Genomic DNA, 25,708 nt, shown 5'->3' on the forward strand with positions numbered 1-25,708 from the left:
TGTCAAGAGCCACGGGCCTTTATGCACAGATTTGTGGCATATGACAATAAGATGTCGGCTTTACTGCTTGTTTATATAGACATTTTTATAAGTTATTGATTTTTAATAATAAAATTATCTGCCTAAAAACTGGGCGATTCAAAAAAACTATAATGGTAACGGTAGCTTAGCAGTGCTTTCCGAAGTCCATCCACAAAATTATCCACAGCTTTTGTGGAGAGAAAATCTTTCTAAGCCCGTGCATATGCTTTAGCATGGGCGGCTGTTGATTTTACATATCCCGATGAGCACAACGACCTTCCTGATTAACGGTGTTCCCGATGCGGCGGTATCCCCGCTGGATCGCGGCCTTGCCTACGGCGATGGCGTGTTTCGCACCATACGCGTGGTGCAGGGGCAGCCGGCAGCCTGGGCAGAGCACTATGCCAAATTGGCCGACGACAGCAGGCGCCTCCAACTGCCGTGTCCTGACGAACCTACCTGGCAAGCCGATATAGCCAGGCTGTTTGCGGACCAGGGCAATGGCGTCGCCAAGCTGATATTGACCCGCGGCATCGCCGAGCGCGGATATGCGGTTGCCGATTGCGTCAGCGTCACGCGTATCGCCATCCGAAGCCCATTGCCCAGCTATCCTGAACAGAATGTCGACGCAGGTATTCGAGCACATCTTTGCAGCACCAGGCTATCGCACCAACCACTGCTGGCCGGCATCAAGCACCTCAACCGTCTGGAAAATGTACTTGCCAGGCAGGAGTGGACCGACCCTGGCATCAGCGAAGGGGTGATGCTGGACCAGGACGGCCTGGTGATTGAGGGGGTAATGAGCAATATCCTGGCACGCTCAGGTACAATATTGGCGACGCCCGGCCTTGAGCGCTGCGGTGTCGCTGGTATTACCCGCCAACGTATTCTGGATATTGCGCCCGGCCTTGGATTGACTCCCGTGATCACCTCGTTGACGCTAACCGAGCTGATGAACGCCGACGAGGTGCTGATGTGCAATAGCCTTTACGGCGCTTGGCAGGTTGTGGATTTCAATGGTCGAACCTGGCCGGCAGGCCAACTGGCTGGCAGGTTGCGGCGAATTTTGCAGGAATAGCATGCGCATATTGAAGAGCTTGTTTGTGCTGGTGACCTTGCTGGTCATCGCATTTGCCGCATGGATGGCTTATTTTGTTACCACCCCTTTGCAGTTTCCCACCAAGACGGTCGAGTTCGATTTGCGCATGGGCAGCAGCCTGCGCACCATTTCCCAGCAGTTGGTCGACCAGGGCGTGCTCAAGGAGCCGTGGAGCTTCATCCTGCTGGTCAGGGCCATGAAAATGGCCGGCGGCATCAAGGCCGGTAACTATTTGCTGGAGTCGGGCCAGACGCCGTACGAGCTGTTCATCACCCTCAGCAACGGCAACGTAACCCAGGACAGCATTACCTTCATCGAGGGCTGGACCTTTGCTCAGATGCGCCAGGCGCTGAACAACCACGAATCGGTGCGCCACCTCACCATGGCGTATACCGATGAAGAGATCATGCGCAACATAGGCGCTGCCGGCAGTCTCCCTGAAGGATTGTTCTTTCCCGATACTTATTTCTTCAGCAAGGGCATGAGCGACCAGGACATCCTCAAGCGTGCGAACGTCGCGATGCAGAACCGCCTGAAGGCGGCATGGGAACAGCGCTCGGCAGGCTTGCCCTACAGCTCTCCGTATGAGGCCTTGATCATGGCCTCCATCGTCGAGAAGGAGACGGGCAAGGCGAGCGAGCGCGCCGTCATTGCAGGCGTATTTCTCAACCGCCTGCGCATCGGCATGCGCTTGCAGACCGATCCCACCGTCATCTATGGCATGGGCGAAGCGTTCGACGGCAACCTGCGCAAGAAGGACTTGTTGCGCGATACGCCGTTCAATACCTATACGCGGGTCGGCTTGCCTCCCACGCCTATTGCCATGCCGGGCATGGCCGCCATTACCGCGGCATTGCACCCGGCCAAGACCGATGCATTGTATTTCGTCGGCAAGGGCGATGGCAGCCATCAATTTTCCCGTACCCTGACCGAACACAATCGCGCAGTGGTGCGATATCAATTGAAAGGCGGAAATGCGCGGTAAATTCATTACGCTGGAAGGCATGGATGGCGCGGGCAAGAGTTCGCACATAGAGGGCATCATCGCAGCGCTTAAGGCCCGCGGGCTGGAAGTGGTTTCCACACGCGAGCCCGGCGGCACCCAATTGGGGGAGAAATTGCGCGAATTGCTGCTGCATGAGCGCATGCATGCGGAAACCGAAACCCTGCTGATGTTCGCGGCACGGCGCGAACATATTGCCGAAGTGATAGAACCGGCATTGGCGCGTGGTGCCTGGGTGGTGTCAGACCGCTTCACCGATGCCTCGTTCGCCTACCAATGCGGCGGGCGCGGCGTGCCGCGCGAGAAGGTCGAAGCGCTGGAGACATGGGTGCAGCAGGGCCTGCAGCCGGACCTGACCCTGTTGTTCGACGTGCCGGTGGAAATCAGCGTGGCACGGCTGGCCGCGGCCAGGACGCCAGACAAGTTCGAGCGCGAAAGCGCAGAATTCTTCCGCCGCATCCGCAATGGCTATCTTGCGCGCGCCGAGGCCCAGCCGCAACGTTTCCGGCTGGTTGACGGCAACCGCCCGCTGGATGAGGTCAGGGTGGATGTGCTCGATATCATGCAGAAGTTCGGAGCATGACAAGCCAGCGTTATCCCTGGCATGCCAGCACCTGGCAGCGTTTGCAGCAGTCGCGCGCACGCAGGCACCATGCCTTGCTGCTGAGGGGAAAACAGGGCATCGCCAAACTGGAGTTCGCCAATACATTGGCACAGTCGCTGTTGTGCCAGTCGCCCGCTGATGATGGCTATGCCTGCGGCCATTGCGTCAGTTGCAGCTGGTTCGTGCAGAACAGCCATCCCGATTACCGCCTGCTGACGCCGGAGCAGGAGGATGCTGCCGAGCCTTCGGCTGCCAGCAAGAAGCCAGCCCGCAAGAGCACGCAGATATCTGTGGCGCAGATACGCGAGCTTGCCGGCTTCCTGGAGCTTTCCAGCCACCAGAACGACGGGTTGCGCATCGTCGTGATCCATCCGGCCGACGCCTTGAACCAGACTTCAGCCAATGCCTTGCTGAAAATGCTGGAAGAGCCGCCGGCCGACGTCATTTTCATTCTCGTGACCAGCCATCCGCAACGCCTGCTGCCCACCATCATGAGCCGTTGCCAGCAACTGGAAATGCCGGCTCCCTCGGAGCGGGAGGCATTGACCTGGCTTGAGCAGCAAGGCATAAGCGATGCCCAGTACTGGCTGGCGTATAGCGGAGGGTCGCCACTCAGCGCCGCGGAGGCGGCTGCCGGCAGCGACAAGGTGCAACTAGTGCCAGCACGGCTTGCCCAGGGCCAGAAGCTCGATCCGTTCGGCTCGGCCAGCGAGTTTGCCGCCATCGGCATGGAAGAGGCGGCGACCGCCTTGCAGAAATGGCTGTACGACCTTGTCGCCGTCAACTTGGGTGCGAACCCGCGTTACCATGTGCGGGATACCGCGGCTTTGCAAGCATTGAGCAAAAGCGTAGACTTGAGCGCATTGCTGGCGTTCCAGCGCCAGGTTGACGAGGCGAGGCGTTCAGCCAGCCATCCTTTGAATAACGAACTGCAACTCGAGCATTTGTTACTGCAGTACAGCAAGCTGTTTTCCGCATAGGGGTCAACATGAGCGAGCAAGAAGGCGCAGACAAGCAGGCAACGCACAAGCCCAGCGTGCTGTCGCTTGCGATCAAGGAAAAGGCGGCCTTGTATGCGGCGTATATGCCTTTTATCCAGGGGGGAGGGCTGTTTATCCCGACCAACAAGTCGTTCCATATCGGCGACGAGGTCTTCATGCTGCTTAGCCTGCTTGACAACCCCGACAAGCTCAAAGTCGCCGGCCGCGTGGTCTGGATCAGCCCGGTTGCGCATGGCAACCGCCCGCAGGGGATAGGTGTGCAGCTGAGCGAGAAGGACGGCGGCCTGCAGGCGCGCAACCAGATCGAAGGCTTGTTGGGTAATGCGTTGAAGTCGCAGCGGCCTACACACACGATGTAATAGTTTGCTTTAATACTAATTCTTAATTTATTGATTTATTTGTTTTATGTTGGTTGATTCCCACTGTCACCTGAATTTCCCAGAGTTGCGTCAAAACCTTGAGGCCCTGCGTGGCACCATGCAGCAAGAGCGGGTCGGGCATGCGTTATGCATCTCCGTGACATTGCCTGATTTTCCCGACGTCCTCGCCGTGGCTGAAGCCTATGATAATTTCTATGCCTCTGTCGGCGTGCATCCGGATTATGAAGACGAGCCGGATTTCACCGAGGACCAACTGGTCGAACTGGCGGCGCATCCCAAGGTAGTCGCTATCGGCGAGACCGGCCTGGATTATTTCCGCCTTACCGGCGACCTGGAGTGGCAGCGGGAACGGTTCCGTACGCATATCCGGGCGGCCATCCGTGCGCAAAAGCCGCTGGTGATCCATACGCGCAATGCAGCGGAGGATACGCTGCGCATCATGCGGGAAGAGCACGCGGAGCGGGTGGGCGGCGTCATGCATTGCTTTACCGAAAGCCTGGAAGTTGCCCTGGCTGCGATAGAGCTCGGCTTCTACATCTCTTTTTCCGGCATCGTGACGTTCAAGAATGCCGTGGCATTGAAAGAGGTGGCCAAGACATTGCCGCTGGACCGTATCCTGGTCGAGACCGACTCCCCGTACCTGGCTCCGGTACCGTTTCGTGGCAAGCTCAACCAGCCTGCCTACGTGCGCTATGTCGCAGAGGAAATCGCCAATCTGCGCGGCATTAGCTATCAGGAAGTCGAGCAGGCGACCACGGAAAACTTTTTCCGCCTGTTCAAGGATGCGCGCCCGTGCGCCTGACCATGCTGGGCGTCGGCTCCAGCGCCGGTACGCCGGTGATCGGCTGCCAGTGCGCCACCTGCCTGTCAGACAACCCCAAGAACAAGCGCAGCCGCTGTTCCTCGTTAATCACCCTGGGCAATGGCAAGAACATCCTCATCGATACTGGCCCTGATATTCGCTTGCAGGCATTGCGCGAAGGCATGACCCGTGTCGATGCCGTGCTCTACACCCATACGCATGCGGATCACCTGCATGGCATTGACGACTTGCGCGCCTTTTGCCAGAAGCAGCGCCAACAGATCCCCCTATATGGCAAGCCGGACGCGATGGCGCATATCGTCAGCAAGTTCGGCTACGCGATTCGCGAACCCGGGAGTTACTGGGACTTGCCCATCCTGAGCGTGAACCCGGTCGAGCGCGCATTCGATTTGTTCGGTGCCCGGATAATCCCGGTGCCGATAATGCACGGCACCTTGGAAATGTATGGATACCGGTTTGGCAGGATGGCATACCTGACCGATGCCTCCGCCATTCCCGATACATCGATGGAACTGTTGCACGGCCTTGATGTCTTGTTGCTGGATTGCTTGCGCTACACTCCGCACTATACGCATTTCAGCCTTGAACAAAGCCTGGAACAAGCAGCCATCATCGGCGCGAAGCAAACCTACCTCATCCATATGACCCATGAAATGGAGTACGAGGCGGTCAGCAAAATGCTGCCATCCTCCGTACAGGTAGGGTATGATGGACTCAAGCTTGAAATAGCTGATTTTTAATGAAAAGGGCTTGCCGCATGACGGATGGGCCCTATATACAGAGGAAGAAGGAGTTGTTGTAATGGCATTGCACAAGAAGTGTTTACTGGTGGTTGGCGCGTTGCTCGCATCTATCATGGTGGCTGCTCCCGTGATGGCCGAGCCTAAAAAGACGACCTACACCGAAGAGGAATTCCTCAGCGCATTCGGCAACAAGACGCGCAGCGTTGTCGCCAAGCAGCTTGGCGAGCCGCTCAAGAAGGAGCAGTCCGTCAAGCCAAGCAACGCGTCCACCGTCATTGGACGCCCGACGGACAAGCAGGGCAAGCCTGACCAGGTGGAGATGTGGTACTACAAGGACTTGGTGAAATATGACCCTAAGCGGACTTATAAAACCATCGAGTTGACTTTTGTAAATGACCGATGTGTCAATATTGCATTTTTCAACAACAGATAATCAAGGCCGGGAAATCCCGGCTTTTTTGTTTTTATTCAATGAAGTAATCAGGATTTATTTTGTGTAAGGCAATTGAATAGGCCAAATGTACTATTCTCAAATTGTGGAAATCGATTGACGCTTTATTTGTCGCCAATTTAACATTTAACTATTGATTAAAGCTTCATAGCTTCGATTGCAAGCATTCAAGGCGCATGGCAATCGTTGTAAAAACAAGCGATATTTTTTTATCAAAATAACCATTTTAAAATAGTGGTTATGTGTCTTGCAGTAGTCACAATATCAATAACACCGAAAGTGATGAAATGGCGTTTTTCACGGGGAATATGAATGACGTAGGCTTTGTTGTGCGGACCGGTGCCCTGGCTGCCACTTTACAAGGCTTTAAATGTCCGCGATGGCTGAGCAGGTTGCTGCACCATTTGCTGCCAAGCATGGAACTGCGGGATCAATGTGAACTGCTGCAACACGAAGTCGCCGAGTTGAGAAAACGCCTGCTGAAGGCAGAGAGCGAACTCAGGATTACCCGCCACGCCTTTGAAAGCCAGGACGGCATTCTGGTGACGGATGCCAACAATATCATTTTGAAGGTCAATAGCGCCTTCACCCGCCTGACTGGATACCGCCAGGACGAGGTGGTGGGCATGACGCCTTCGCTACTGAAGTCCGGCCGGCAGGATGCGTTGTTTTACCGCAGGATGTGGAATGAGTTACGCGAGCATCATTACTGGCAGGGCGAAGTCTGGGACAAACGCAAGGACGGCACCATTTACCCCAAGCTGCTGACGATCAGGGCAATCACCGATGACCGCAGCCACATCATCAACTACATCGCCACTTTTTCCGATGTCAGCCAGCAGAAAGAGGCCAAGGAAAATATCTATCGCCTGGCCTTCTACGACCCTTTGACCCAGTTGCCCAACCGACGCTTGCTGATGGACCGGCTTTCGCTGGCATTGGTCAACAGCCAGCAAAATAAAACCTATGGCGCCATTTTCTTCATCGACCTGGATAACTTCAAGACGCTGAATGATACCAAGGGCCATGATTTCGGCGACCTGCTGCTGACCGAGGTTTCCTCCAGGCTGCGCAGCTCGGTGCGGCAAAACGACATGGTGGCCAGGTTCGGCGGTGACGAGTTCCTGGTGGTGCTGGAAGACATCAGCGGCGATGAGCAGCTTGCGACGCAAGGAGCCTTGCGCGTGGCGGAAAAGGTATGCCAGGCGATCAGCCATACCTACGAGCTAAAAGGCTACCGCTACCACTGCACGGCCAGTGTCGGTATCAGCATCCTGAGCGGCGAAGACAACATCCATGAAATCCTGCGCCGTGCGGATACGGCGATGTACCAGGCCAAGCAGACCGGGCGCAATACCTCTTGCCTATTCGACCCCCACATGCAGGAAATGATAGAGCGCAAGGCAGGGCTGGAGGCGGACCTGCGCATGGCAGTCAGCCAAAACCAGCTTCTGCTTTATTATCAGGTTCAGGTAGACGCGGAGCAACACGCTTACGGGGCAGAGGTGTTGCTGCGCTGGCTGCATCCAGTGCGTGGCCTTGTGCCTCCGGCTCAATTCATCTCTCTCGCCGAGGAAACCGGGCTGATCCTGCCCATCGGCCATTACGTGCTCAGCGCAGCCTGCCGGCAGCTCAAGGCGTGGGAGCGGCATGAACATACCCGCAATTTGGTGCTATCGGTCAACATCAGCATCCGCCAGCTGTGCCAGGAGGATTTCGTCAAGCAGATCAGGGATATATTGGAAGCGACCAAGATCAATCCGGCGCGCCTGAAGATCGAGCTGACAGAAAGCCTTGTCATGGAAGGAACCTCGGACAATGCGCAGAAAATGCTCGAGCTGCAGCAGCTCGGGATTCATTTTGCCATGGATGATTTCGGCACCGGCTACTCTTCATTGGTGCACCTGAAGCGCTTGCCGTTGAACCAGCTCAAGATAGACCGCAGCTTCGTCGGCAATATCGTGCACAACGCCAACGATGCCGTGATCGTGAAAGCCATTATCGCGATGGCGGCAGCGCTGGACCTGCAAGTGATTGCCGAAGGGGTGGAAACCCGTGAGCAAATGGAAATGCTGCGACAGTACGGCTGCACGGCATTCCAGGGCTACCTTTTCTCCAGACCGCTACCGCTGGAGGAATTTCAGGGCTTGCTGCATTGATGCAGGCGCAAAAACTAGCGCGATTGCGACGAGCGCGGGTCGTATACGTCGCGCAAGCCCTCGCCGAACAGGTTGTAACCCAACACGGTAATCAGGATGGCCAGCCCGGGGAACAGGGATAGCCACCAGGCAAATTGGATATATTCCTTGCCGTCGGTGAGGATGTTGCCCCATGACGCTTGCGGCGCTTGCACGCCCAGCCCCAGGAAGCTCAAGCCGGACTCGATCAGCACTGCGCTCGCCACGCCGAGCACCGAGCTAACGATCACGGGCGTCATGCTATTGGGCAGCAAGTGCCTGAAAATCAACCGGTTGTCGCTGGCCCCCAGGGTTTCCGAGGCCATGACGAACTCGCGGTTGCGCAGGCTGAGGAACTCGGCCCGCACGAGGCGGGTGACGCCCATCCAGGAAGTGAGGCCGATAATGATCATGATGTTCCAGATCGAGGGCGTCAGGAATGCGATGACCGCCAAGATCAGGAAGAAGGTGGGAATCGACAGCATCACGTCGACCGTCCGCATGATCAGCACGTCCACCCAGCCGCGGTAATAGCCGGCGATCGCGCCGAGGACGATGCCGATCGCCGTGGCGATGCCGACGGCGACCAAGCCGACAAGCAGGGAGATGCGCGCACCGTACAGCATGCGCGAGAATACGTCGCGACCCAGCGCGTCAGTGCCCATCAAGTGGCTGGACGAAGGGCTGAGCAATATCGCCTTGACGTCGATGGCATCCGGTTCGTACGGCGCGATCAACGGCGCCAGCAATGCCAGCAGGAAAATGCTGACGATGATGATGAAACCGGCCAAGGCCAGGGGATTCGAAAGCGCGCGCTTCATTGCATCACTCCACGGCGTACGCGCGGATCGGCCCAGGCGTAGGCAAGGTCGGCCAGCAGGTTGCCCAGCAACGTCAGCGCCGAGCCTATGGTGAGTATGCCCATGATGACGGGGAAGTCTCGCATCAATACGGCGTCATAGAACAGCTTGCCCATGCCGGGGATGGCGAAGATGGATTCCGCGATCACGGAGCCGCCGATGAGGCCGGGAATGGAGAGGCCGAAAATCGTGATGAGCGGCAATAACGCATTGCGCAAGGCATGGCCATAGACCACGGTGTTTTCCGGCAGGCCCTTGGCGCGCGCGGTGGTGATGTAATCCTGGTGCAATACGTCCAGCATGCCGTTGCGCACAAACAGGGAAATGCCCGCCAAGCCGCTCAATGCCGAGATGAAGACCGGCAATGCCAGGTGCTTCAACGCATCCCAGGTGTAGGCGAGCCAATGCATATGCTCGGCGCCCTGGCTGTGCAGCCCGGAAATGGGCAGCCAGTCATTGATGACGCCGGTCCAGTACATCAGCAGCAATGCCAGCCAGAAGCCCGGGATGGCAAACCCGACGAAGACGAACAGCGTGATGGCGCGGTCCGGCAGGCGATTCTGCGTCAAGGCCGAGACGACGCCTAGCGGCAGCGCGATAACGATGATCAAGCCCAGGCTCAATACATTGATCAGCAGGGTAATGGGCAGCGCTTCCTGGATCATGCCCGGTGTGACGTTGCCATCCTTGTCCTTGGTCTGCCAGAACACCGGGCGTTGATGAGAGGCGAATGAAGTGCCGAAATCCAGCTTGACCATGCGCTGCAGCCACAGGCCGTACTGCACGATCACGGGCTTGTCCAGGTTGTACAGTTCGCGCAGCTTCTGGCGCGACTCCTCGCTGGCCTTGGGGTCGAAGCCGGCCTCGGTGGTGGTGATGTCGCCAGGCGCGAGATGGATGATCAGGAAAGAAACCAGGCTGATGCCGATCAGCAGCGGCACCATCCAGAACAGGCGCTTTAATAGGTATTTCAACATGCGCAGGCCTTCCTGAAAGAAGGTCCAAGGTCAGCGAACATATTGGCAGCAATCGACATCACTGGCTGATCTCCGTGCGTCGCAATGGCCTGGGAATGTACCAGTCCTGTGAGTTGTGCCCGATCCCGGCAGGCGGGGCAGGGTTGTCTATGCCCTTGATGCGCTTGTGCATGGCTTGCAGGCCGTAGCCTGCGAACAGGTAAACGATGGGGCTATCCTCAAGCAGGATCTCCGCGAATTCGTGGTAGGTGCTCATGCGCTTGTCCGGGTTGAGCTCCATGCGTCCGCGCTCCAATAGGCGGTCAACGCGCTGGTTCTTGTAGCCGATGAAATTGAACTGGCCGGGTGCCTGCTGGGATGAGTGCCAGATGGCATACTGGTCCGGGTCGACCGCTAATTGCCAGCCGAGCAATACCACGTCGAAATCGCCGGTCTTGATGAAGCGGCCGATGAAGCTGGCCCATTCCAGCACCCTGATCTGCACATCGATGCCGATCTCCTTGAGTCGGCGCTGAATCAGCACTGCGCTCATTTCACGCTGCTTGTTCTGGTTGGTAAGAATCTCGAAGGAAAGCGGCTTGCCGTTGCGTTCCAGGATGCCGTTCCTGTTTTTCTTGAACCCGGCCTGCTCAAGCAAGGCCCTGGCTTTGGCGGGGTCGTAACTGTATGGCTTGAGGTTGGGATTGGACCAGCGAGTGCCCGGCTTGTAAGGGGAGGCGACCGGCTCCCCCATGCCCAGCAACACGCCGTCGATCAGCTCCTGCTTGTTGATGGCGTAATTGATGGCCTTGCGCACCCGGACATCGTTGAAAGGCTTGCGCTTAAGGTTGAAGCCAAGGTAGGTGTAGCTATTGCCCAGCTCCTTGTAGAGCGAGAATTTTTTCTGCAGCTCTGGCCGTGCGGGGAAGATGCGCGCGTATTGCACCGGCGACAGCGCCATGGTGTCGATATTGTTGGCCATCAACTCGAGGAACTGCGAAGCCTCGTCAGGAATGAACCTGCTCACCAGGCGCTCTATCCTCGGTGTTCCTTGCGTGGAAAGGGGGTTGCTCACGAGGGAAATCTGCTCGCCGGGACGCCATTTCTCCAGCTTGTAGTAATGGCTACCCACCGGGTTGCGGGCAAAGGACGTATTGTTGATATCCTTGCCTTCCAACAGGTGCTTGGGCAGGATGTCCAGCCCCGCCCAGGAGTTGACCGCCGGGGCGTAAGGCTCGGCATAGCTGACCCTGAACGTGCGTGCATCAGGCGTTTCGGCCTTGATGACGAGCTTGTAGTCTGAGGCGTAGGGCGTCCTGGTCTTGTCGTCGGTGATGAGCTTCCAGGTGAATAGGACGTCCGCGCTGGTGAGGGGTTTGCCGTCCGCCCATTTCAGGTTGGGCTTGAGCTTGAAGGTGATGACTTTCTGGTCCGGGGAAATCTGCCATGATTCAGCCAGCTCTCCTTCGAATTCCAGATTTCTGTCATAGCGCAGCAAGCTGCTGAAGATGTTCTGCGCCACTGCGGATGCGGCAGCCTCGCCAGCAATCATCGTAATCAAGCCGCTGGGTTCGCCGCGCGTGGCGTCGATCATCGTGCCGCCGTTTTCCGGCGGGTACTCGAGGTCATAGTTGACCGCTTGCTCGACAGGAGCGCGGCCGCAGGCTGCAAGACAGGCGGCCAGCAATACGGTCACGACGGCAGGGCAACTCAGTGCTTGGAAGAGGTCACGCATGCGGGAAAGCCATCAAGCCTCGTCGGGACGGGAAACCGTCAATTTGTTGCCTGGTGCAATGTGGGAGCCGGTCAGGTTGTTCCAGCGCTTCAAATCCTTGCTTTGCACGTCGAACTTGCGCGCAATGCTGTCCAGGGTGTCGCCGCGTTTGACGACGTAGTGGCGGCTGGCGATCTTCTTCGCTGCGGCAGATGCGGCAGGCGACCCTGTAACGGTGAGCGTCTGGCCGGGCTTCAATGTGCTGGATTTCAAGCCGTTCATGCTCATCAGCTGCTGGTTGCTGATGTTGTAGCGTTTGGCAATGCTGCTGATGGTATCGCCGCTTTTTACCGTGTGCTTGATCGTGCTGGGTAGCGTCACGCTGGCGGCGGCAATCGCGATCTGCCCATGGTCGGCGATGGCAATCGCAGCATCGCTGACTGTGTCCGCCCGTACCGGAACCAGCAGCGGCATGTTGCTGTTGAGGTTGTTCGCACTCAGGCCGTTGATGTCACGCAGCTTTGCCGGGTCGATGCCGAACTTACGCGCGATGCTGTCCATACGTTCGCCTCGCTTGGCGTGATAAGTTTGCCAGTTGACCAGCGGCTTGTCGTAGACGGCCAGGTTGTTGGTGAAAATCTCGGCCGCGCTGATCGGCAGCAGGATTTCATGCACCTGGCCGTTGGCGGTGAGTACCGGACGATTGTATTCGGGGTTGAGCGAAGCGAATTCTTCGGCGGAGATTTCGGCCAACTCTGCGGCCAGTTTCGCGTCGATCTGTTGCGGGGCGGTGACTTTGACGAAGTAGGGGCGGTTGGGAATGCTTTGTATGCTCAGGCCGTAGCGTTGCGGGTTGGTCATGATGTTCTTGACCGCCTGTAGCTTGGGCACGTAGTTTTTTGTCTCGTCGGACAGTTCCAGGCTTTGGTAGTCGGTAGGCAAGCCCAGGCTGCGGTTGCGGGCAATCGCGCGGCTCACTGTGCCTTCACCCGCGTTGTAGGCCGCCAGGGCGAGGTCCCAGGTGCCAAACATAATATACAGCTTCTGCAGGTAGTTGAGCGCGGCGTTGGTCGCGGCAGTGACGTCGCGGCGTCCGTCCGTCCACCAATCCTGCTTGAGGCCGAAATTCTTGCCGGTCGACGGGATGAATTGCCAGATGCCAGAGGCGCTGCTGCGCGAGAGCGCCTGTGGATTGAATGCGCTTTCTATCATGGGCAGCAACGCGATTTCCGTGGGCATGCCGCGTTTCTGCACTTCTTCGACGATATGGTAGAGATAGCGCTGACTGCGGTCTACCATACGCTTGACGTAGTCTGGGCGAGAAGAGTACCAGCTTTCGTGCGTGCTGGTGATCGGGGACTGCAGTTCAGGGATGCCGTAGCCGTCGCGAATCCGCTGCCACAAATCGAAGGTGGCGAGGTTTTCCTGGCCCTGCAGGCTGGCGCTGTCAGGCATGTAGCCTGCGACATCATCGCTGGGATAATCGCCGAGAATCACGATCTCGTCGCCGACCACATTGGTGACAGCGTAAGCTGCGGGAGCTGTAATGATAGGTGACGCCAGTAATACCAGCTTCAGCAGGGACTTCACAGTCATTCACACTTCTCGTGATGGCTTCGGGTGCTAGGATAGTAGCGAATGAAGGAATGCAGCGTCAAGTCTATGGCAAAAATAAACACCTGACTTGAAGTAACTTCATTATCTCAATGATTAAAAATGGTTTCTCATTTCCCGTATCGCCGCAAAAACGCTCATCGGGTCAGATGCTGTAGCGCCAGATGCCGCGATCACGCCAGGTTCGTGGCAACGCAGGAACGGGTTGGTGGCCAGCTCCAACGCCAGGCTGGAAGGCAGGCTGGGCAGGCCTTTGGCCCGTAAGATACCGGTCGCCTGCTGGCGCGCAAGCAGTGCTACATGGCCCGGCTGCAGGGAAAGGGCGAATTTGAGGTTGTGCTCGGTATATTCATGCGCGCAGTACACCTTTGTATCCGCAGGCAATGCCGCCAATTGTTGCAGCGATGCGTACATTTGCGCAGGCGTCCCTTCAAACAGGCGGCCGCAGCCCGCGCCAAACAAGGTGTCGCCGCAAAACAGCACGCCGTTGCCGCAATAGGCAACATGGCCCAGGGTGTGCCCGGGGACTTCCAGCACTGCCAGCGAAAGTGAAAGCTCGGCAAAATCCAGCCGGTCGCCGACAACGACAGGCTGGTGCGGAAACGGATATTGCTCTTTTTCGGGCGCGAATACCCGGGCTGACGTGGCGTGGATCAACGCTTCCACGCCGCCGATATGATCCATGTGGTGATGGGTGACCAGGATGGCATCCAGCTGTAAATCATTTGCGGACAATGCTTCCAGCACGGGCTGGGCGTCGCCCGGATCCACCACGACGGCATGGCCATGCTGGTGCAATAGCCAGATATAATTGTCCTGGAAGGCGGGAATCGGGATAATCTCAGGCATCTAAGTGATCGGTCAAAGCGCGATGTCTATTAATGATATGTTGGAAGCCCGATGTCAATAGAGAAACAGGAGCAATGGCTTGCCAGCCCGTTAGGACAATACTTGCAGGAGCAGGAGCAGGCACTGTTCGACCGGGTGGTCCACAATATCTTCGGCTTCAACGCCATGCAGTTCGGCATGCTGAAGATGCCATTGTTGCGGCATTGCCGCATTCCCTACCAATTCAATGCCGATGTCGCGGATGGCATGATACGCTGCGCGTCGCACCAGCTCCCGCTGCAGGCTGACAGCCTGGACTTGTTGCTGTTGCCTCATACCCTGGATTTCAGCGAGCATCCGCACCAGACCTTGCGTGAGGCCGCGCGCGTCCTGGTGCCGGAGGGGCATATCGTCATCACCGGTTTCAACCCGCTCAGCGCCTGGGGCGCACGCCGCCTGGCCAGCGACCACGACGTTTATCCCTGGGATGCGAATTTCCTCAGCCTGATGCGGGTCAAGGACTGGCTGGCGTTGCTGGATTTCGAAGTCGGCGAGGTGACGATGGCATGCCATATGCCGCCTTTCCGCAATAGCAGCGGCCACGGCCGCCTTCGGATGGCAGAACGTCTTGGGGAAAGGCTTTGGCCCTTGATGGGTGGAGTATACTTTGTGCTGGCGAAAAAACGGGTCGTCAGCATGCGCCTGATCAAACCTGCATGGAACAAGTCCAAGCTCAAGGCCGGCCTGTTGCCCACACCAACCCAAAAAACGGATATACAGAAAAAACATGAGTAGTAGCGTGATCGAAATTTATGCCGATGGTGCCTGCAAGGGCAATCCAGGCCCCGGCGGCTGGGGCGCATGGCTGTCATTTGCCGGGCATGAGAAAGAGCTTTGGGGCGGTGAGCTGGTGACGACCAATAACCGCATGGAGCTCACCGCGGTGATCCGGGCGCTTGAAGCCTTGAAGCGCCAATGCGTGGTGAAAATCTACACGGACTCAGTCTATGTGCAGAAGGGCATCACCGAGTGGGTGCATGGCTGGAAGGCAAGAAACTGGCTGACCAGCGACAAAAAACCCGTGAAGAATGTCGACCTATGGAAGACCCTGGATAGCCTGGTGCAGCAGCATCAGATCGAGTGGGTTTGGGTCAAGGGACACGCAGGCAATGTGGGCAATGAGCGTGCCGATGCGTTGGCGAACAAGGGCGTTGACCAGGTGCTGGGCCGCGAGGTGGCATAAGGATGAGCATGCGACAGATTTTTCTCGATACTGAAACCACGGGCCTCTATCACGCCCAGGGGCACCGAATTATCGAAATCGCCGGGGTGGAGCTGGTCAACCGCAGGCTGACCAACAATCACTTCCATGTCTACCTCAATCCCGACCGCGAGATCGACGAGGCGGCGCAGGAGGTGCATGGCATCACGTTGGAGTTCCTGCAGGACAAGCCGCGTTTTCACGATGTCGTGGACGAGTTCCTGCAATTCGTTTCCGGTGCCGACCTGATCATCCATAATGCTCCGTTCGATATCGGCTTCCTCAATGCCGAGCTCAATAGGATAGAGCGTCAGAATATCGAGCACAGCGTGATGGAGATCATCGATACGCTGAAAATGGCCAAGGAAATGCGCCCAGGGCAGCGTAACAACCTGGATGCCCTGTGCCGGCATTACGGCATAGACAATTCGTCACGCACGCTGCACGGCGCCTTGCTGGATGCGGAATTGCTCGCCGACGTCTACATGGCCATGACGCGCGGCCAGGAAAGCCTGATGATCGATATGCTGGACCACGGGCCGATAGAGGGCAACGGGGAAATCAGGCTGACGCGCAGCAAGCCATTGCAGGTGCTCGCTGCCAGCGAGTCTGAGCAGGCGGCGCATGAGGAATATCTGCAAGCCCTGAACAAGGGCGGCGCCTGCGTGTGGACGCAATAGCAATGGCCGGGCGGACGCCGAGGTAGGTCAGACTAGACTAAGTTAGCGCGTCGGCCCAGCTGTTGGGCGTTTCGTAGAGCCGCACCCGTTCCAGCTTGAGCTGGGTGCCGTAGGTGTCGTGGTATTGCGCCTTGAGAATGCGGAACGCTTCCGCCGCCATGTTTTCTGCGGTCGGCACGGTGCCGAAGACCACGGTCTTGTGATCGGGCAGGCTGCGCAGGAATTCCAGCACCGCGGTATCGCCCTGGTATACCAGGAAGGCATGATCCCATTGGTCCACCACGCAACGCTTGGCGATGGCCTTGACGTCGGAAAAATCCATGACCATGCCATTATCCGAGGCGCCTTCCTGCTCGATGATATTGCCCGACAGCGTGATTTCAAGGGCATAGCGGTGACCGTGCAGGTTGCGGCACTGGCTTTTGTGGCTAGGGATACGGTGTCCAGCGTCGAATTCAAGGCGGGTGGTAATTTGCATGGCGCGATTATAGCAGCAAAGCCCGCAACGGCTTCAGCATCCTGGCGTATTGCCGGCGATCAAAGCCCGGCCAGCGTGCGGATATGCGTCGTCGCCGATTCTGCCAGCGACGGAAGGTGGTAGCCGCCTTCCAGTACCGAAACGATGCGCTTTGCCGCATATCGATCCGCAACCGTCATCGCGAAATTGGTGATCCAGCGGTAATCATCGTTATTGAGCTTCAGGTGCGCCAGCGGGTCGTTTTCATGCGCATCGAACCCCGCGGATATGAAAAGCATCTGCGGACGGAAGCGTTGCAGTGCCGGTTCGAAGTTCTTCAGGACCGCTTCGCGAAATACCTGACCGTCGCTCCCCGCAGCCAGGGGCACGTTGACCATGTGCTCTGAGCGCGTGTCCGCTCCGCTATGCGGGTAGAAGGGATGCTGGAAGGTGGAGCACAACATGACGCGCGGATCGTTGCGGAATATATCCTCGGTGCCGTCGCCATGATGCACGTCGAAATCCAGAATCGCGACACGGTCCAGCTTGTAGGCAGCAAGCGCATAGGCAACGCCTGCGGAAATATGGTTGAAGATGCAGAAACCCGCCGCCCGCGTCTTGCCTGCATGGTGCCCGGGCGGGCGTATGCAGCAGAAGGCATTGGCGGCCTGCTTTTTCATCACCAGGTCGACAGCCTTGATGACGGCACCGGTGGCATGCAGGCATGCCGTCAAGGACATCGGCCCCATGGCGGTATCCGGGTCCAGCCTCACGATGCCAGCGCGGGGCGCAATGCTGCGGATATGCTCGATATAGGCGGCGTCATGCACGCGCAGCAGGGCTTCATCGTCGGCTTGCGGCGCCTCGTGGCGCTGCAGCTTGCCAAGCAGTTGCTGTGTCGAAAGCGCATCCATGATGGCTGTGATGCGCGCGGGCGACTCGGGGTGTTTGCCATCCATGACATGCAGCAGCGTATCGGGATGGGACACCAGTGCGGTCGTCATGCGATTTCCTGGCGTAGCTGCTGGTAGTAGGCGAGTCGCCGCGGCAATATCGCGCCTGCATCGGCTGCCGCCCGGATGGCGCAGTCAGGCTCCTTGAGGTGGCGACAGTTGTTGAAACGGCATTTGCCCAGGTAGGGGCGGAACTCGACGAATGCCAATTCCAATTGCTCGCCGTCGAGGTGGTGCAGGCCGAATTCCTGCAGGCCGGGAGAGTCGATCAGCTTGCTTGTCGCATCCAGGTGGTAGAGATGGGCGGCTGTGGTGGTGTGTTTCCCGCTATCGAGCACGGTCGATACCTCCTGCGTCCTGACCATCTTATCTGGCAGCAACGCATTGACGATGGTGGATTTCCCCATGCCGGACTGGCCTACCAATACGCTGGTTTCCCCAGCGAGCCATTGCCTGAGCGGGGAGATATCATCCCGTGCCGATAGCGGCTGGATGATGTAGCCCAATGCGGCATAATCCTGCAGCCGCGACATGACGTCATCGGCATTGTCGAGATCGCATTTGTTGAGCACGATCACCGCCTTGACACCTGCCGCCTCGCACGCCACCAGGCAGCGGTTCAAGAGCTCCTCGTAAAAACTCGGCTGCGTCGCCAGCACGATCAAGGCCTGGCTGACATTGGCGGCGAGCATCTTGCTGCGGAAGCTGTTGCTGCGGTAGAGCAGGCTGCTCCTGGATTCAAGCTGCTCTACCACGCCTTCGCTCGGGCCGGTCAGCTTGACCTTGACCCTGTCGCCGCAGGCAAGGTCGGTTTTCTTGCCCCTGGTGACGCAGCTCAACTCGGCGCCGTCCTCCAGCTCCACTCCGTAGCGCTTGCCGTAGGAGGCTACGACCAGGCCGTTCAACAGCGCATTCGACAAGGCTAGTGCGCTGTAAATGTGCTGAGCCGGGAAATGCGGATGCTGGCTGGCGGGTGAGAATCGTAAAACGCCGAATGCAGCGGGTCAGGCGTGAGCGTGGACGCATTGTCACGGTAAAGCTTGACCAATGCCTCGACCAGATAGCGGGCGTCGGCATTCTGCGCGGCATATTCATCCGCCTCGAATTCGTTCTTGCGCGAATAGCCGGCAAGCAGCGGACGCAACAGGAACAGAAACACCGGGCTCACCAGCAGGAACAATATCAGCGCCATATAGTCGCTGGGCTGCTGCACGCCAAGCCCGGCATAGAACCAATCCTGCTGCGCGAGCCAGCCGAGCAGGGCCAGACCGATGAAGCTGACGAAAAACATCAGGGCAATGCGCTTGATGACGTGCTTGTGCTTGAAGTGGCCGAGTTCGTGGGCCAGGACGGCTTCAATCTCATCGCCGTTCAGGCGTTCCAGCAGGGTATCGAAGAAAACGACACGCTTGCTCGCGCCAAAGCCGGTGAAATAGGCATTGCCGTGGCTGCTGCGCGTGGAGCCGTCCATGACGAACAGCCCTTGCGACTTGAAGCCGCATTTGGCCAACAAGGCCTCGATGCGGTTTTTGAGGGATTCGTCACCCAATGGGGAGAATTTGTTGAACATCGGCGCAATGAATGTGGGATAGATCGCCAGCATCAGCAGGTTGAATACGCTCCAGACCACCCAGAGGTAGAGCCACCAGTAGTCCCCGGCACCCTGCATGAGCCATAGCGCGACGAACAGCAGCGGAGCTCCCAGCAGCAGGCCGACGATGCTGTGCTTGACCATGTCCTTGAAGTACATCGCGGGCGTCATTTTGTTGAAGCCGAAATGCTGGTCGATGACGAATGTGCGGTAATAGTCGAAAGGCAAGTCCACCACGCTGCTGACGAGCAAGGCGCTCAGGATGACGGCCGCGCCGCGGATGATGTCGTGCTCCGGCAAGACGCCGCGCCAAGCGTCGTCTATCAGTTGCAAGCCGCCTCCTACGGTCAGCAGCAGGAGCAATACGGCCTGGGCCGTGGTTTCGATGAGCGCGAGGCGCGTCTTGGCAGAAGAGTAGTCCGCGGCCTTCTGGTGGGCGCCCAGGCTGATGCTGGAACTGAACGCCTCCGGCACGTTGGCGCGGTGCTGCTGGATATAGTGGACATGGCGCCGGCCGAGCCAGAGCCGGATCGTTGTGGTGAGCACCAGGAGCGAGATGAACAGGATAGTCAGATTCGTAGCCATCATTTTGCTTATTTATCAGTTAAAATATTATGTTTATTTTGAAGCAAGAATGGGGTGGAAGGTTCACCTTTCTTTGCATCCGCGCACATTTTAATGGAAATCATTATGTCACAACACAACGACAACCTCATCTGGCTGGATATGGAAATGAGCGGCTTGCAGCCAGACAGCGACCGTATTTTGGAATTGGCTGCCGTCGTGACCGACGCCGAACTGAATGTGCTGGGTGAATCCCCGGTGCTGGTGATTCATCAATCCGATGCCGTGCTGGACGGCATGGACGCCTGGAACAAGGGAACGCACGGGCGTTCCGGTCTGATCGACAAGGTGAAGGCTTCCACTCTGGACGAAGCCGCGGCTACGCAACAGATGATCGAATTCCTCAAGGAGTTTGTGCCGGCGGGGAAATCCCCGATGTGCGGCAACTCCATCTGTCAGGATAGACGCTTCATGGCGCGCTACATGCCTGAGCTGGAGGCGTACTTCCACTACCGCAACCTGGATGTCAGCGTGTTCAAGGAGCTGGCAAGGCGCTGGCGCCCGGCCCTGATTGCAGGCTTCAAGAAAAGCAGTAAGCATGAGGCGCTGGCGGATATTTACGAATCGATCGACGAGCTCAAGTATTACCGCGAACACTTCATCCGCATGGAATAACGTCAGGAATAACAGGCAAAAAAAGGGGTGCGTCAGGCGCACCCGCTAAGGGAGGAGAAGTATAGCTTTGGAGAAAGCTCGCATATAAAAGCATTGCTGCCATTTACTCTGCGTTAGGTAGCATATTAGGGCGGAAGTGTTGCTGAATTATTGCCGGGACAGGCGAAATGGTTAGCAAACTGTTAAATAGTTGTAACAGTTTGCTAATTGTGGGTATTTGCGCGGTAAATATTAAAAAGCAGGTTGGTCAGCGCGGCTGGGCAAGGCTTTGGTACAAGTCGAGGTAGAGCTTCGCGCTGCCGGCCCAGCTCAGGTCGCGGCGCATGCCGTTGCGCTGGATTCTGCGCCATGCCCTGGGATCGTGGTAATAGACGAGGGCGCGCTCCACGGCGTTCAGCAACTGCTGGGGTTCCGCAGATTCGAGCACGAATCCCGTCGCGGTGTTGTTCTTCATCGTGTTGCTGTTGCTGTCCCTGACTGAATCGGCGAGGCCGCCAGTGCGGGTCACGACCGGCGGGGTGCCGTAGCGCAGGCCATACATCTGGTTAAGCCCGCATGGCTCGAAACGCGACGGCATGATGAACATATCGGCGCCGGCCATGATCTGGTGCGACAACGGCTCCTTGTAGCCGATCGTCACGCTCACCTGGCGCGGGTGCCGTTTCGCCAGCTCCTTGAACCCGTTTTCCATCTGCGCTTCGCCGTTGCCGAGCACGGCGATCTGGCAATGTCTTGCCAGCAGTTTTTCCGCCACGGCCAGGAATATATCCAGGCCTTTCTGGTGCGTCAGCCTGCTGACGACGCCGAGCAATGGCTTGTGCGGTGCGGCTTCCAACCCCAATTGCACCTGGAGCGCTTTCTTGACGATCTTCTTGTCGGCAAGGTGTTCCAGGTTATAGGTCTTGGCCAGGTAAGGGTCGGTGGCCGGATTCCATTCCTGGGTTTCAATTCCGTTCAATATGCCGTGAATCTCGTGGCTGCGCGTTGCCAACAACCCCTGCATGCCGAAGCCGTATTGTTCGGTCTGGATTTCGCGCGCATAAGTGGGGCTGACGGTGGTGATGCTGTCGGCATAGTAGACCCCAGCCTTGAGGAAGGACATCTGGCCGTAATACTCCAGGCCGTCTACCTGGTAGCTATGGGCGGGCAAGCCTAGGCGCTGTACCCATTCGGGAGCGAAATTGCCCTGGAATGCCAGGTTGTGAATGCTGATGACGGACTTGGCATGAGGAGTGCCCGAATGGTGCAGGAATGCGGGTGTCAGGCCGCTTTGCCAGTCGTTGCAGTGCACAACGTCGGGTATCCAGTCGCGCAAAGGCGAGTGCTGGCTGCTCAATATGGCGCCCACCTTGGACAGGATGCCGAAGCGCAGGGCATTATCGTTCCAGTCGTTGCCTTGGCTGTCGTTATAAGGGCCGCCGGGCCTGTCAAACAGCTGGGCATTTTCAATCACCATGACATCGACGCCGGTGTCCGGCATCTTGCCTGCCAGCAGGTTGATGCTGCCGACTTCCGGCAGCTCATGGATTGTCGTGATCAGGCGCTTGTCTTGCAGCTTTGCCAATACGGCCGGATAGCCTGGGAGCAATATGCGGATGTCGATGCCAAGATCGCGAATGGCGGCAGGCAAAGAGCCGCTGACGTCGGCGAGGCCGCCTGTCTTGATCAAGGGGTAGGCTTCGGAACTAACAAAAAGGATGCGCAAGGTATGTGCTCTTTGCTTTTTTGAAGTTGGGAGTGGGCTGGGCTTTTTCTATCGTTCAAGCATATCAAATAACCATGGGGGCGAGAATCCGCCGCCCAGGGGGATTTGAATGCAAGATCATTAGATCGAGATGGTATCCGGGTTGCTGTTGATGGGCGCCATCAGGGCGACCCCCTGGCTCGGCAGTATCCATTCGATCAAGAAGCCCAACACGGCAATGAAGATACTGGCGAAGAATGCCGTCCAGAAGCCCGAGAGTTCGAACCCTTTGATCAGCTTGGCAACCAGCATGATCATCAAGGCGTTGACGACCAGTGCGAAAAAGCCAAATGTTACCAAGGTCAATGGAAAGGTGAGAACCAGCAGCAAAGGGCGGATGACGGCATTGACGAAACCCAGGGCCAGGGCGGATATCAGCAGCGAAAGCCGCGAGGAAAACTTGATTCCGGGGAAGATCAGGCTGGCGACCCATAAGGACAGGCTCATGATTCCCCAGTGCAGAATGAAGTCATAAATATCATTTATTATCATAATATTAAAATTTATAGTTGATGTGATTTAATAATATTTTCAGCCGCCTGGAAACCGCTCCTGACCGCGCCTTCTATCGTGGCCGGATAATCCAATAAGGGGCTTCCGGTGCCGACATAATCCCCGGCCAGCTGTATGCGCGGATGCGGAGTGGTTTGGCCCGGGCGATCCAGCCCCGTCGTGCAGGCAAAGGTCGCGCGTTTTTCCGCGACGACTTTATGCCAGAGGGGCGCTGCCTTCAGCATAGCCGGAAAAACGGCTTGCAGCTCCTGGTGTATCTTGATGGCGAGGTCGGATTGCGTCAATGCCTGGTGTTTGCCTTCGGCACTGATGACAATGGCGAGCAGGCCTGGTTGTCCATAAAGCTTTCCACGGTCAAACACCCATTGGCCGAGTTGGCCGGCTAGGCCATGCATGACTTGCGGCAATACTGTGTCGTGAGGGTATTGCAGGTAGACGGTGTAAATGGGCTGGTATTGCAACGACTGCCAGCTGGCAACGACATTTTCCATGCCTTGCAGCGAGGACAGCAAGGCGGCGACGCGAAAGGGGGAGGTGGCGATCACCGCATGGCTGAAATCCTGCACTGCGTCCTTCAGTTTCAGTCTTATTCCATCATCCAGCGTATGCAGGCTTTCTACCGGCGTATTGAGACTGATTGTACCTCCATGCGCTTCGATGAAGCTGGCCGCGGGTTCGGCAAGCAGGGCCGAGAGGTCGGCGCGCGGTAGCAGCAAGTCGCTGTCGGATTTCTTGTGCGCGAAACTGTCCCGCAGCACATTGAGGAATGTTTGCGCACTTGCCGTGACAATCGGGGTATTCAGGGCCGCAAGACAGAGCGGCTCCCACAGCATGGCGGTGAGTCGGGGAGGTTGGCTTGCCAGCAGTTGCTGCAATGGAACGTCCTTTACCAGTCGAAATCGCTTGAGCCGCAAGCCGGCCATGAAGCGCACTGCGGCCAGACGCTCCCTCAGGCTGAGGCCTTGCGCTTGCAGCAGGCCAACCAGGATATGCAATGGCGCCGGCAGGGCAGCCTGGCTTTCAAGCGAAAACTTGCCTGGTATTTCCAGCTTGAGCGGCAAGCGCAGCAAGCTGGTACCGATATCCACGCCGCATGACTGCAAAAACTGTAATGTCTGTGAGTATGCGCCAAGCAGGATATGTTGTCCGTTGTCCAGCGTGAGGCCTTGCCAGTCTATACCCCGCGCTCGCCCGCCCAGTTGGTGGCTGGAGTCGAACAAGCTGGTCCTGATGCCGGCTTGCGTGAGCCGAACGGATGTCGCCAGCCCGGCACAGCCACCGCCGATCACCGCGACATGCGGCGTTAATTGCGAACCCATGTCAGCCAGGCAAGCCAGAGTTTGCGGATAGGGGTGAGGGATACGCGCGCGTTCAGCACTACCTGGATATCGTCCGCCTTGATTTCCTTGAGCAGGGTGCGGTAGATCGCCGACATGATGAGGCCGGTGCGCTGGAACTTGCGGTCTTCCGGAGGCAGCTCGGCAAGCGCTTTGTCATAATAGCGTTCAGCGCGTTCGGCCTGGAATTCCAGCAATTGCCGCATATTGTCGGAGGACCTGCCCTGCAGGACATCCTGCTCGCTGACGCCGAAACGGGCGGCTTCGTCCAGCGGCAGGTAAATCCGGCCCCTGCGGGCATCCTCGCCGACATCGCGCGTGATGTTGGTCAACTGGAAGGCCATGCCCAGGTCCAGCGCATATTGCAGGGTTTGCGGGTTGCTGTAGCCGAAAATGGAGGCCGAGAGCAGGCCGACCACGCTGGCAACGCGGTAGCAATAAAGCTCGAGCTCGGCAAAGTCGCGGTAGCGATTTTGCTCCAGGTCCATCTGCATGCCGTCGATGATGTCCAGGAAGTGCTGCTGCTTGAGCTTGAGCTCCGTGACCGGTGCCTGCAAGGCGAGGGTGACCGGGTGCTGCGGCCTGCCCTCGAAAAGATTGATGATTTCGCCGCGCCACCAGTTGAGCTTGGTCTGCGCGACGTTGATATCCTGGACCTCATCCGCAATATCATCCACTTCCCGGCAAAAGGCATACAGGGCAGTGATGGCCTCCCGCTTGGGCTTCGGTAGGAACAGGAAACTGTAGTAAAAACTGGAGCCGCTGGCTGCGGCCTTCTTCTGGCAATATTCTTGCGGACTCATTTTTTCCTCACCGCACGGTACAGCATATAAACCCAGTCCGCCGGCTTGAGAACCGGGCGCTGGTTGAAAACATCGCCGCGTACATGATGGAGCTTTCGCAGGATGCGTTCGCCCCCCGCAATGATCATGCGCATTTCCAGACCGATGCGGCCGGGCAGGGCAAGCCCGAGCGGCGCCCCGGATTGCAGCAGCTTGCGCGTGCGGTTGACCTGGAACTCCATTAACAGGGCCCATGTGCCCTGGCTGTTTTTATCGGCAATCTGCTGCTCGGAGACCTTATATTTCTGCAATTCGTCCAGCGGCAGATAGATGCGGTCCTTGCGATAGTCGATTTCGACATCCTGCAGGAAGTTGATGAGCTGCAACGAAGTGCAGATCGCATCCGACAAGGCAATGTTGCGCGGCGTGGCGGCCTTGTATAGGTGCAGCATCAGCCGACCGACCGGGTTGGCCGAACGGCGGCAATAATCGATGACCTCGCCGAAATTGGCGTAGCGGGCCTTGACCACATCCTGGCTGAATGCGGAGAGCAAGTCGTAAAACGGCGCCAGCGGCAGGCCACGCTCCTTGATCATGGCTTGCAATGCCTGGAACAAAGGCGTGTCAGGCGTTACACCGTCCCTGATTTGATCGAGCTGCGAGCGAAAGCCGTCGAGCAATGCCAGCCGTTCCTTCGGCAACAGCTCGCCTTCGTCGGCAAAGTCGTCGGCCTGGCGGGCAAAGGCGTAGATCAAGCCAACGGGAGCGCGCAAATCCTTGGGAAGGAGAACAGAGGCAACAGGAAAATTTTCATAATGGGCTTTGGCAAGCGCCATGCTCTGCTGGATAGTGGCTTGGTCTGATGTGGTCATAAGCG

Annotated in this window: 27 protein-coding genes; 13 read left to right on the plus strand and 14 right to left on the minus strand. The window is 57.6% G+C overall.

What is annotated here, in order from left to right; genetic code table 11:
- Positions 1-283 precede the first annotated feature (283 nt).
- From pabC to ACW4YW_RS00380, 9 genes are all read left to right on the plus strand, one after another.
- Entirely contained in the window at positions 284-1,099 is an 816-nt protein-coding gene (pabC, locus tag ACW4YW_RS00340) for an aminodeoxychorismate lyase (RefSeq protein WP_457135726.1), read from the plus strand.
- Between the two features lies 1 nt (position 1,100).
- A complete protein-coding gene (gene mltG, locus ACW4YW_RS00345) occupies positions 1,101-2,105 on the plus strand; it encodes an endolytic transglycosylase MltG (protein ID WP_457135727.1) in 1,005 nt (334 codons plus the stop codon).
- Positions 2,095-2,706, plus strand: a complete 612-nt coding sequence (gene tmk, locus ACW4YW_RS00350) for a dTMP kinase (RefSeq protein WP_457135728.1) — start codon at positions 2,095-2,097, stop codon at positions 2,704-2,706. Before mltG ends, tmk begins: the two co-directional genes overlap by 11 nt.
- Positions 2,703-3,707, plus strand: a complete 1,005-nt coding sequence (gene holB, locus ACW4YW_RS00355) for a DNA polymerase III subunit delta' (RefSeq protein WP_457135729.1) — start codon at positions 2,703-2,705, stop codon at positions 3,705-3,707. The genes tmk and holB overlap by 4 nt, the downstream gene beginning before the upstream one ends.
- Positions 3,708-3,715: 8 nt before the next feature.
- Positions 3,716-4,087, plus strand: coding sequence for a PilZ domain-containing protein (locus ACW4YW_RS00360; protein ID WP_457135730.1), 372 nt, complete (start codon positions 3,716-3,718; stop codon positions 4,085-4,087).
- Between the two features lie 46 nt (positions 4,088-4,133).
- Complete coding sequence (locus tag ACW4YW_RS00365) at positions 4,134-4,910, plus strand: TatD family hydrolase (protein ID WP_457135731.1); 777 nt, start codon at positions 4,134-4,136, stop codon at positions 4,908-4,910.
- A complete protein-coding gene (locus ACW4YW_RS00370; protein WP_457135732.1) occupies positions 4,901-5,671 on the plus strand; it encodes an MBL fold metallo-hydrolase in 771 nt (256 codons plus the stop codon). The genes ACW4YW_RS00365 and ACW4YW_RS00370 overlap by 10 nt, the downstream gene beginning before the upstream one ends.
- Before the next feature lie 61 nt (positions 5,672-5,732).
- Positions 5,733-6,107 (plus strand): hypothetical protein, encoded by a 375-nt coding sequence (locus tag ACW4YW_RS00375; RefSeq protein ID WP_457135733.1) that lies wholly within the window; start codon positions 5,733-5,735, stop codon positions 6,105-6,107.
- 434 nt (positions 6,108-6,541) lie between these two features.
- Positions 6,542-8,284: a putative bifunctional diguanylate cyclase/phosphodiesterase gene (locus ACW4YW_RS00380; protein WP_457135734.1), complete on the plus strand. Its 1,743-nt coding sequence runs from the start codon at positions 6,542-6,544 to the stop codon at positions 8,282-8,284.
- A gap of 14 nt (positions 8,285-8,298) precedes the next feature.
- On the opposite strand, the gene ACW4YW_RS00385 is transcribed toward ACW4YW_RS00380, so the two are convergent.
- The 5 genes from ACW4YW_RS00385 to gloB all read right to left on the minus strand — a co-directional run bounded on the left by ACW4YW_RS00385 (position 8,299) and on the right by gloB (position 14,295).
- Positions 8,299-9,123, minus strand: coding sequence for an ABC transporter permease (locus ACW4YW_RS00385; RefSeq protein WP_457135735.1), 825 nt, complete (start codon positions 9,121-9,123; stop codon positions 8,299-8,301).
- On the minus strand, positions 9,120-10,139 hold the full coding sequence (locus tag ACW4YW_RS00390) for an ABC transporter permease (protein ID WP_457135736.1): 1,020 nt from the start codon (positions 10,137-10,139) through the stop codon (positions 9,120-9,122). Before ACW4YW_RS00390 ends, ACW4YW_RS00385 begins: the two co-directional genes overlap by 4 nt.
- Before the next feature lie 58 nt (positions 10,140-10,197).
- Positions 10,198-11,853 carry a peptide-binding protein gene (locus ACW4YW_RS00395; protein ID WP_457135737.1) on the minus strand — a complete coding sequence of 552 codons (1,656 nt, stop codon included), beginning with the start codon at positions 11,851-11,853 and terminating at the stop codon, positions 10,198-10,200.
- A 12-nt stretch (positions 11,854-11,865) separates the two neighbouring features.
- Positions 11,866-13,428 (minus strand): LysM peptidoglycan-binding domain-containing protein, encoded by a 1,563-nt coding sequence (locus ACW4YW_RS00400; RefSeq protein WP_457135738.1) that lies wholly within the window; start codon positions 13,426-13,428, stop codon positions 11,866-11,868.
- Between the two features lie 114 nt (positions 13,429-13,542).
- Entirely contained in the window at positions 13,543-14,295 is a 753-nt protein-coding gene (gene gloB, locus ACW4YW_RS00405; protein ID WP_457135739.1) for a hydroxyacylglutathione hydrolase, read from the minus strand.
- A 51-nt stretch (positions 14,296-14,346) separates the two neighbouring features.
- On the opposite strand from gloB, the gene ACW4YW_RS00410 reads away from it, so the two are divergent.
- Genes ACW4YW_RS00410 through dnaQ form a run of 3 tightly spaced genes read left to right on the plus strand, consistent with a single transcriptional unit; the run spans position 14,347 to position 16,215 of the window.
- Positions 14,347-15,069 carry a methyltransferase domain-containing protein gene (locus ACW4YW_RS00410; protein ID WP_457135740.1) on the plus strand — a complete coding sequence of 241 codons (723 nt, stop codon included), beginning with the start codon at positions 14,347-14,349 and terminating at the stop codon, positions 15,067-15,069.
- The gene (gene rnhA / locus ACW4YW_RS00415; RefSeq protein WP_457135741.1) at positions 15,062-15,517 is read left to right on the plus strand and encodes a ribonuclease HI; all 456 of its coding nucleotides are present in this window, start codon (positions 15,062-15,064) and stop codon (positions 15,515-15,517) included. Before ACW4YW_RS00410 ends, rnhA begins: the two co-directional genes overlap by 8 nt.
- An 8-nt stretch (positions 15,518-15,525) precedes the next feature.
- A complete protein-coding gene (gene dnaQ, locus ACW4YW_RS00420; protein WP_457135742.1) occupies positions 15,526-16,215 on the plus strand; it encodes a DNA polymerase III subunit epsilon in 690 nt (229 codons plus the stop codon).
- A gap of 37 nt (positions 16,216-16,252) precedes the next feature.
- Here dnaQ and queD read toward each other — a convergent pair whose 3' ends face one another.
- Genes queD through ACW4YW_RS00440 form a run of 4 tightly spaced genes read right to left on the minus strand, consistent with a single transcriptional unit; the run spans position 16,253 to position 19,801 of the window.
- Positions 16,253-16,693: a 6-carboxytetrahydropterin synthase QueD gene (gene queD, locus ACW4YW_RS00425; RefSeq protein WP_457135743.1), complete on the minus strand. Its 441-nt coding sequence runs from the start codon at positions 16,691-16,693 to the stop codon at positions 16,253-16,255.
- 59 nt (positions 16,694-16,752) lie between these two features.
- Positions 16,753-17,676 (minus strand): histone deacetylase family protein, encoded by a 924-nt coding sequence (locus ACW4YW_RS00430; RefSeq protein WP_457135744.1) that lies wholly within the window; start codon positions 17,674-17,676, stop codon positions 16,753-16,755.
- Entirely contained in the window at positions 17,673-18,545 is an 873-nt protein-coding gene (rsgA, locus tag ACW4YW_RS00435; protein WP_457135745.1) for a ribosome small subunit-dependent GTPase A, read from the minus strand. Before rsgA ends, ACW4YW_RS00430 begins: the two co-directional genes overlap by 4 nt.
- 2 nt (positions 18,546-18,547) lie before the next feature.
- A complete protein-coding gene (locus ACW4YW_RS00440) occupies positions 18,548-19,801 on the minus strand; it encodes a M48 family metallopeptidase (protein WP_457136481.1) in 1,254 nt (417 codons plus the stop codon).
- A 105-nt stretch (positions 19,802-19,906) separates the two neighbouring features.
- Here ACW4YW_RS00440 and orn point away from each other — a divergent pair, with 105 nt between their 5' ends.
- Positions 19,907-20,455, plus strand: a complete 549-nt coding sequence (gene orn / locus ACW4YW_RS00445; RefSeq protein ID WP_309565302.1) for an oligoribonuclease — start codon at positions 19,907-19,909, stop codon at positions 20,453-20,455.
- A 247-nt stretch (positions 20,456-20,702) separates the two neighbouring features.
- Here orn and glgA read toward each other — a convergent pair whose 3' ends face one another.
- The 5 genes from glgA to hpnC all read right to left on the minus strand — a co-directional run bounded on the left by glgA (position 20,703) and on the right by hpnC (position 25,703).
- Complete coding sequence (gene glgA / locus ACW4YW_RS00450; RefSeq protein ID WP_457135746.1) at positions 20,703-22,160, minus strand: glycogen synthase GlgA; 1,458 nt, start codon at positions 22,158-22,160, stop codon at positions 20,703-20,705.
- A gap of 120 nt (positions 22,161-22,280) precedes the next feature.
- A complete protein-coding gene (locus ACW4YW_RS00455; protein ID WP_407996626.1) occupies positions 22,281-22,691 on the minus strand; it encodes a phage holin family protein in 411 nt (136 codons plus the stop codon).
- A gap of 11 nt (positions 22,692-22,702) precedes the next feature.
- Positions 22,703-24,031 (minus strand): hydroxysqualene dehydroxylase HpnE, encoded by a 1,329-nt coding sequence (hpnE, locus tag ACW4YW_RS00460; RefSeq protein WP_457135747.1) that lies wholly within the window; start codon positions 24,029-24,031, stop codon positions 22,703-22,705.
- Entirely contained in the window at positions 24,016-24,852 is an 837-nt protein-coding gene (gene hpnD, locus ACW4YW_RS00465) for a presqualene diphosphate synthase HpnD (RefSeq protein WP_457135748.1), read from the minus strand. Before hpnD ends, hpnE begins: the two co-directional genes overlap by 16 nt.
- The gene (gene hpnC, locus ACW4YW_RS00470) at positions 24,849-25,703 is read right to left on the minus strand and encodes a squalene synthase HpnC (protein ID WP_457135749.1); all 855 of its coding nucleotides are present in this window, start codon (positions 25,701-25,703) and stop codon (positions 24,849-24,851) included. The genes hpnD and hpnC overlap by 4 nt, the downstream gene beginning before the upstream one ends.
- Between the last annotated feature and the right edge of the window lie 5 nt (positions 25,704-25,708).

Source organism: Methylobacillus pratensis (assembly GCF_054072455.1).

Bases quoted from the DNA above. Each gene is read 5' to 3' on its own strand.
- pabC (WP_457135726.1), top strand. From the start codon at position 284: ATGAGCACAACGACCTTCCTGATTAACGGTGTTCCCGATGCGGCGGTA.
- mltG (WP_457135727.1), top strand. From the start codon at position 1,101: ATGCGCATATTGAAGAGCTTGTTTGTGCTGGTGACCTTGCTGGTCATC.
- tmk (WP_457135728.1), top strand. From the start codon at position 2,095: ATGCGCGGTAAATTCATTACGCTGGAAGGCATGGATGGCGCGGGCAAG.
- holB (WP_457135729.1), top strand. From the start codon at position 2,703: ATGACAAGCCAGCGTTATCCCTGGCATGCCAGCACCTGGCAGCGTTTG.
- ACW4YW_RS00360 (WP_457135730.1), top strand. From the start codon at position 3,716: ATGAGCGAGCAAGAAGGCGCAGACAAGCAGGCAACGCACAAGCCCAGC.
- ACW4YW_RS00365 (WP_457135731.1), top strand. From the start codon at position 4,134: ATGTTGGTTGATTCCCACTGTCACCTGAATTTCCCAGAGTTGCGTCAA.
- ACW4YW_RS00375 (WP_457135733.1), top strand. From the start codon at position 5,733: ATGGCATTGCACAAGAAGTGTTTACTGGTGGTTGGCGCGTTGCTCGCA.
- ACW4YW_RS00380 (WP_457135734.1), top strand. From the start codon at position 6,542: ATGGAACTGCGGGATCAATGTGAACTGCTGCAACACGAAGTCGCCGAG.
- ACW4YW_RS00385 (WP_457135735.1), bottom strand. From the start codon at position 9,123: ATGAAGCGCGCGCTTTCGAATCCCCTGGCCTTGGCCGGTTTCATCATC.
- ACW4YW_RS00390 (WP_457135736.1), bottom strand. From the start codon at position 10,139: ATGTTGAAATACCTATTAAAGCGCCTGTTCTGGATGGTGCCGCTGCTG.
- ACW4YW_RS00395 (WP_457135737.1), bottom strand. From the start codon at position 11,853: ATGCGTGACCTCTTCCAAGCACTGAGTTGCCCTGCCGTCGTGACCGTA.
- ACW4YW_RS00400 (WP_457135738.1), bottom strand. From the start codon at position 13,428: ATGACTGTGAAGTCCCTGCTGAAGCTGGTATTACTGGCGTCACCTATC.
- gloB (WP_457135739.1), bottom strand. From the start codon at position 14,295: ATGCCTGAGATTATCCCGATTCCCGCCTTCCAGGACAATTATATCTGG.
- ACW4YW_RS00410 (WP_457135740.1), top strand. From the start codon at position 14,347: ATGTCAATAGAGAAACAGGAGCAATGGCTTGCCAGCCCGTTAGGACAA.
- rnhA (WP_457135741.1), top strand. From the start codon at position 15,062: ATGAGTAGTAGCGTGATCGAAATTTATGCCGATGGTGCCTGCAAGGGC.
- dnaQ (WP_457135742.1), top strand. From the start codon at position 15,526: ATGCGACAGATTTTTCTCGATACTGAAACCACGGGCCTCTATCACGCC.
- queD (WP_457135743.1), bottom strand. From the start codon at position 16,693: ATGCAAATTACCACCCGCCTTGAATTCGACGCTGGACACCGTATCCCT.
- ACW4YW_RS00430 (WP_457135744.1), bottom strand. From the start codon at position 17,676: ATGACGACCGCACTGGTGTCCCATCCCGATACGCTGCTGCATGTCATG.
- ACW4YW_RS00440 (WP_457136481.1), bottom strand. From the start codon at position 19,801: ATGGCTACGAATCTGACTATCCTGTTCATCTCGCTCCTGGTGCTCACC.
- orn (WP_309565302.1), top strand. From the start codon at position 19,907: ATGTCACAACACAACGACAACCTCATCTGGCTGGATATGGAAATGAGC.
- ACW4YW_RS00455 (WP_407996626.1), bottom strand. From the start codon at position 22,691: ATGATAATAAATGATATTTATGACTTCATTCTGCACTGGGGAATCATG.
- hpnE (WP_457135747.1), bottom strand. From the start codon at position 24,031: ATGGGTTCGCAATTAACGCCGCATGTCGCGGTGATCGGCGGTGGCTGT.
- hpnD (WP_457135748.1), bottom strand. From the start codon at position 24,852: ATGAGTCCGCAAGAATATTGCCAGAAGAAGGCCGCAGCCAGCGGCTCC.
- hpnC (WP_457135749.1), bottom strand. From the start codon at position 25,703: ATGACCACATCAGACCAAGCCACTATCCAGCAGAGCATGGCGCTTGCC.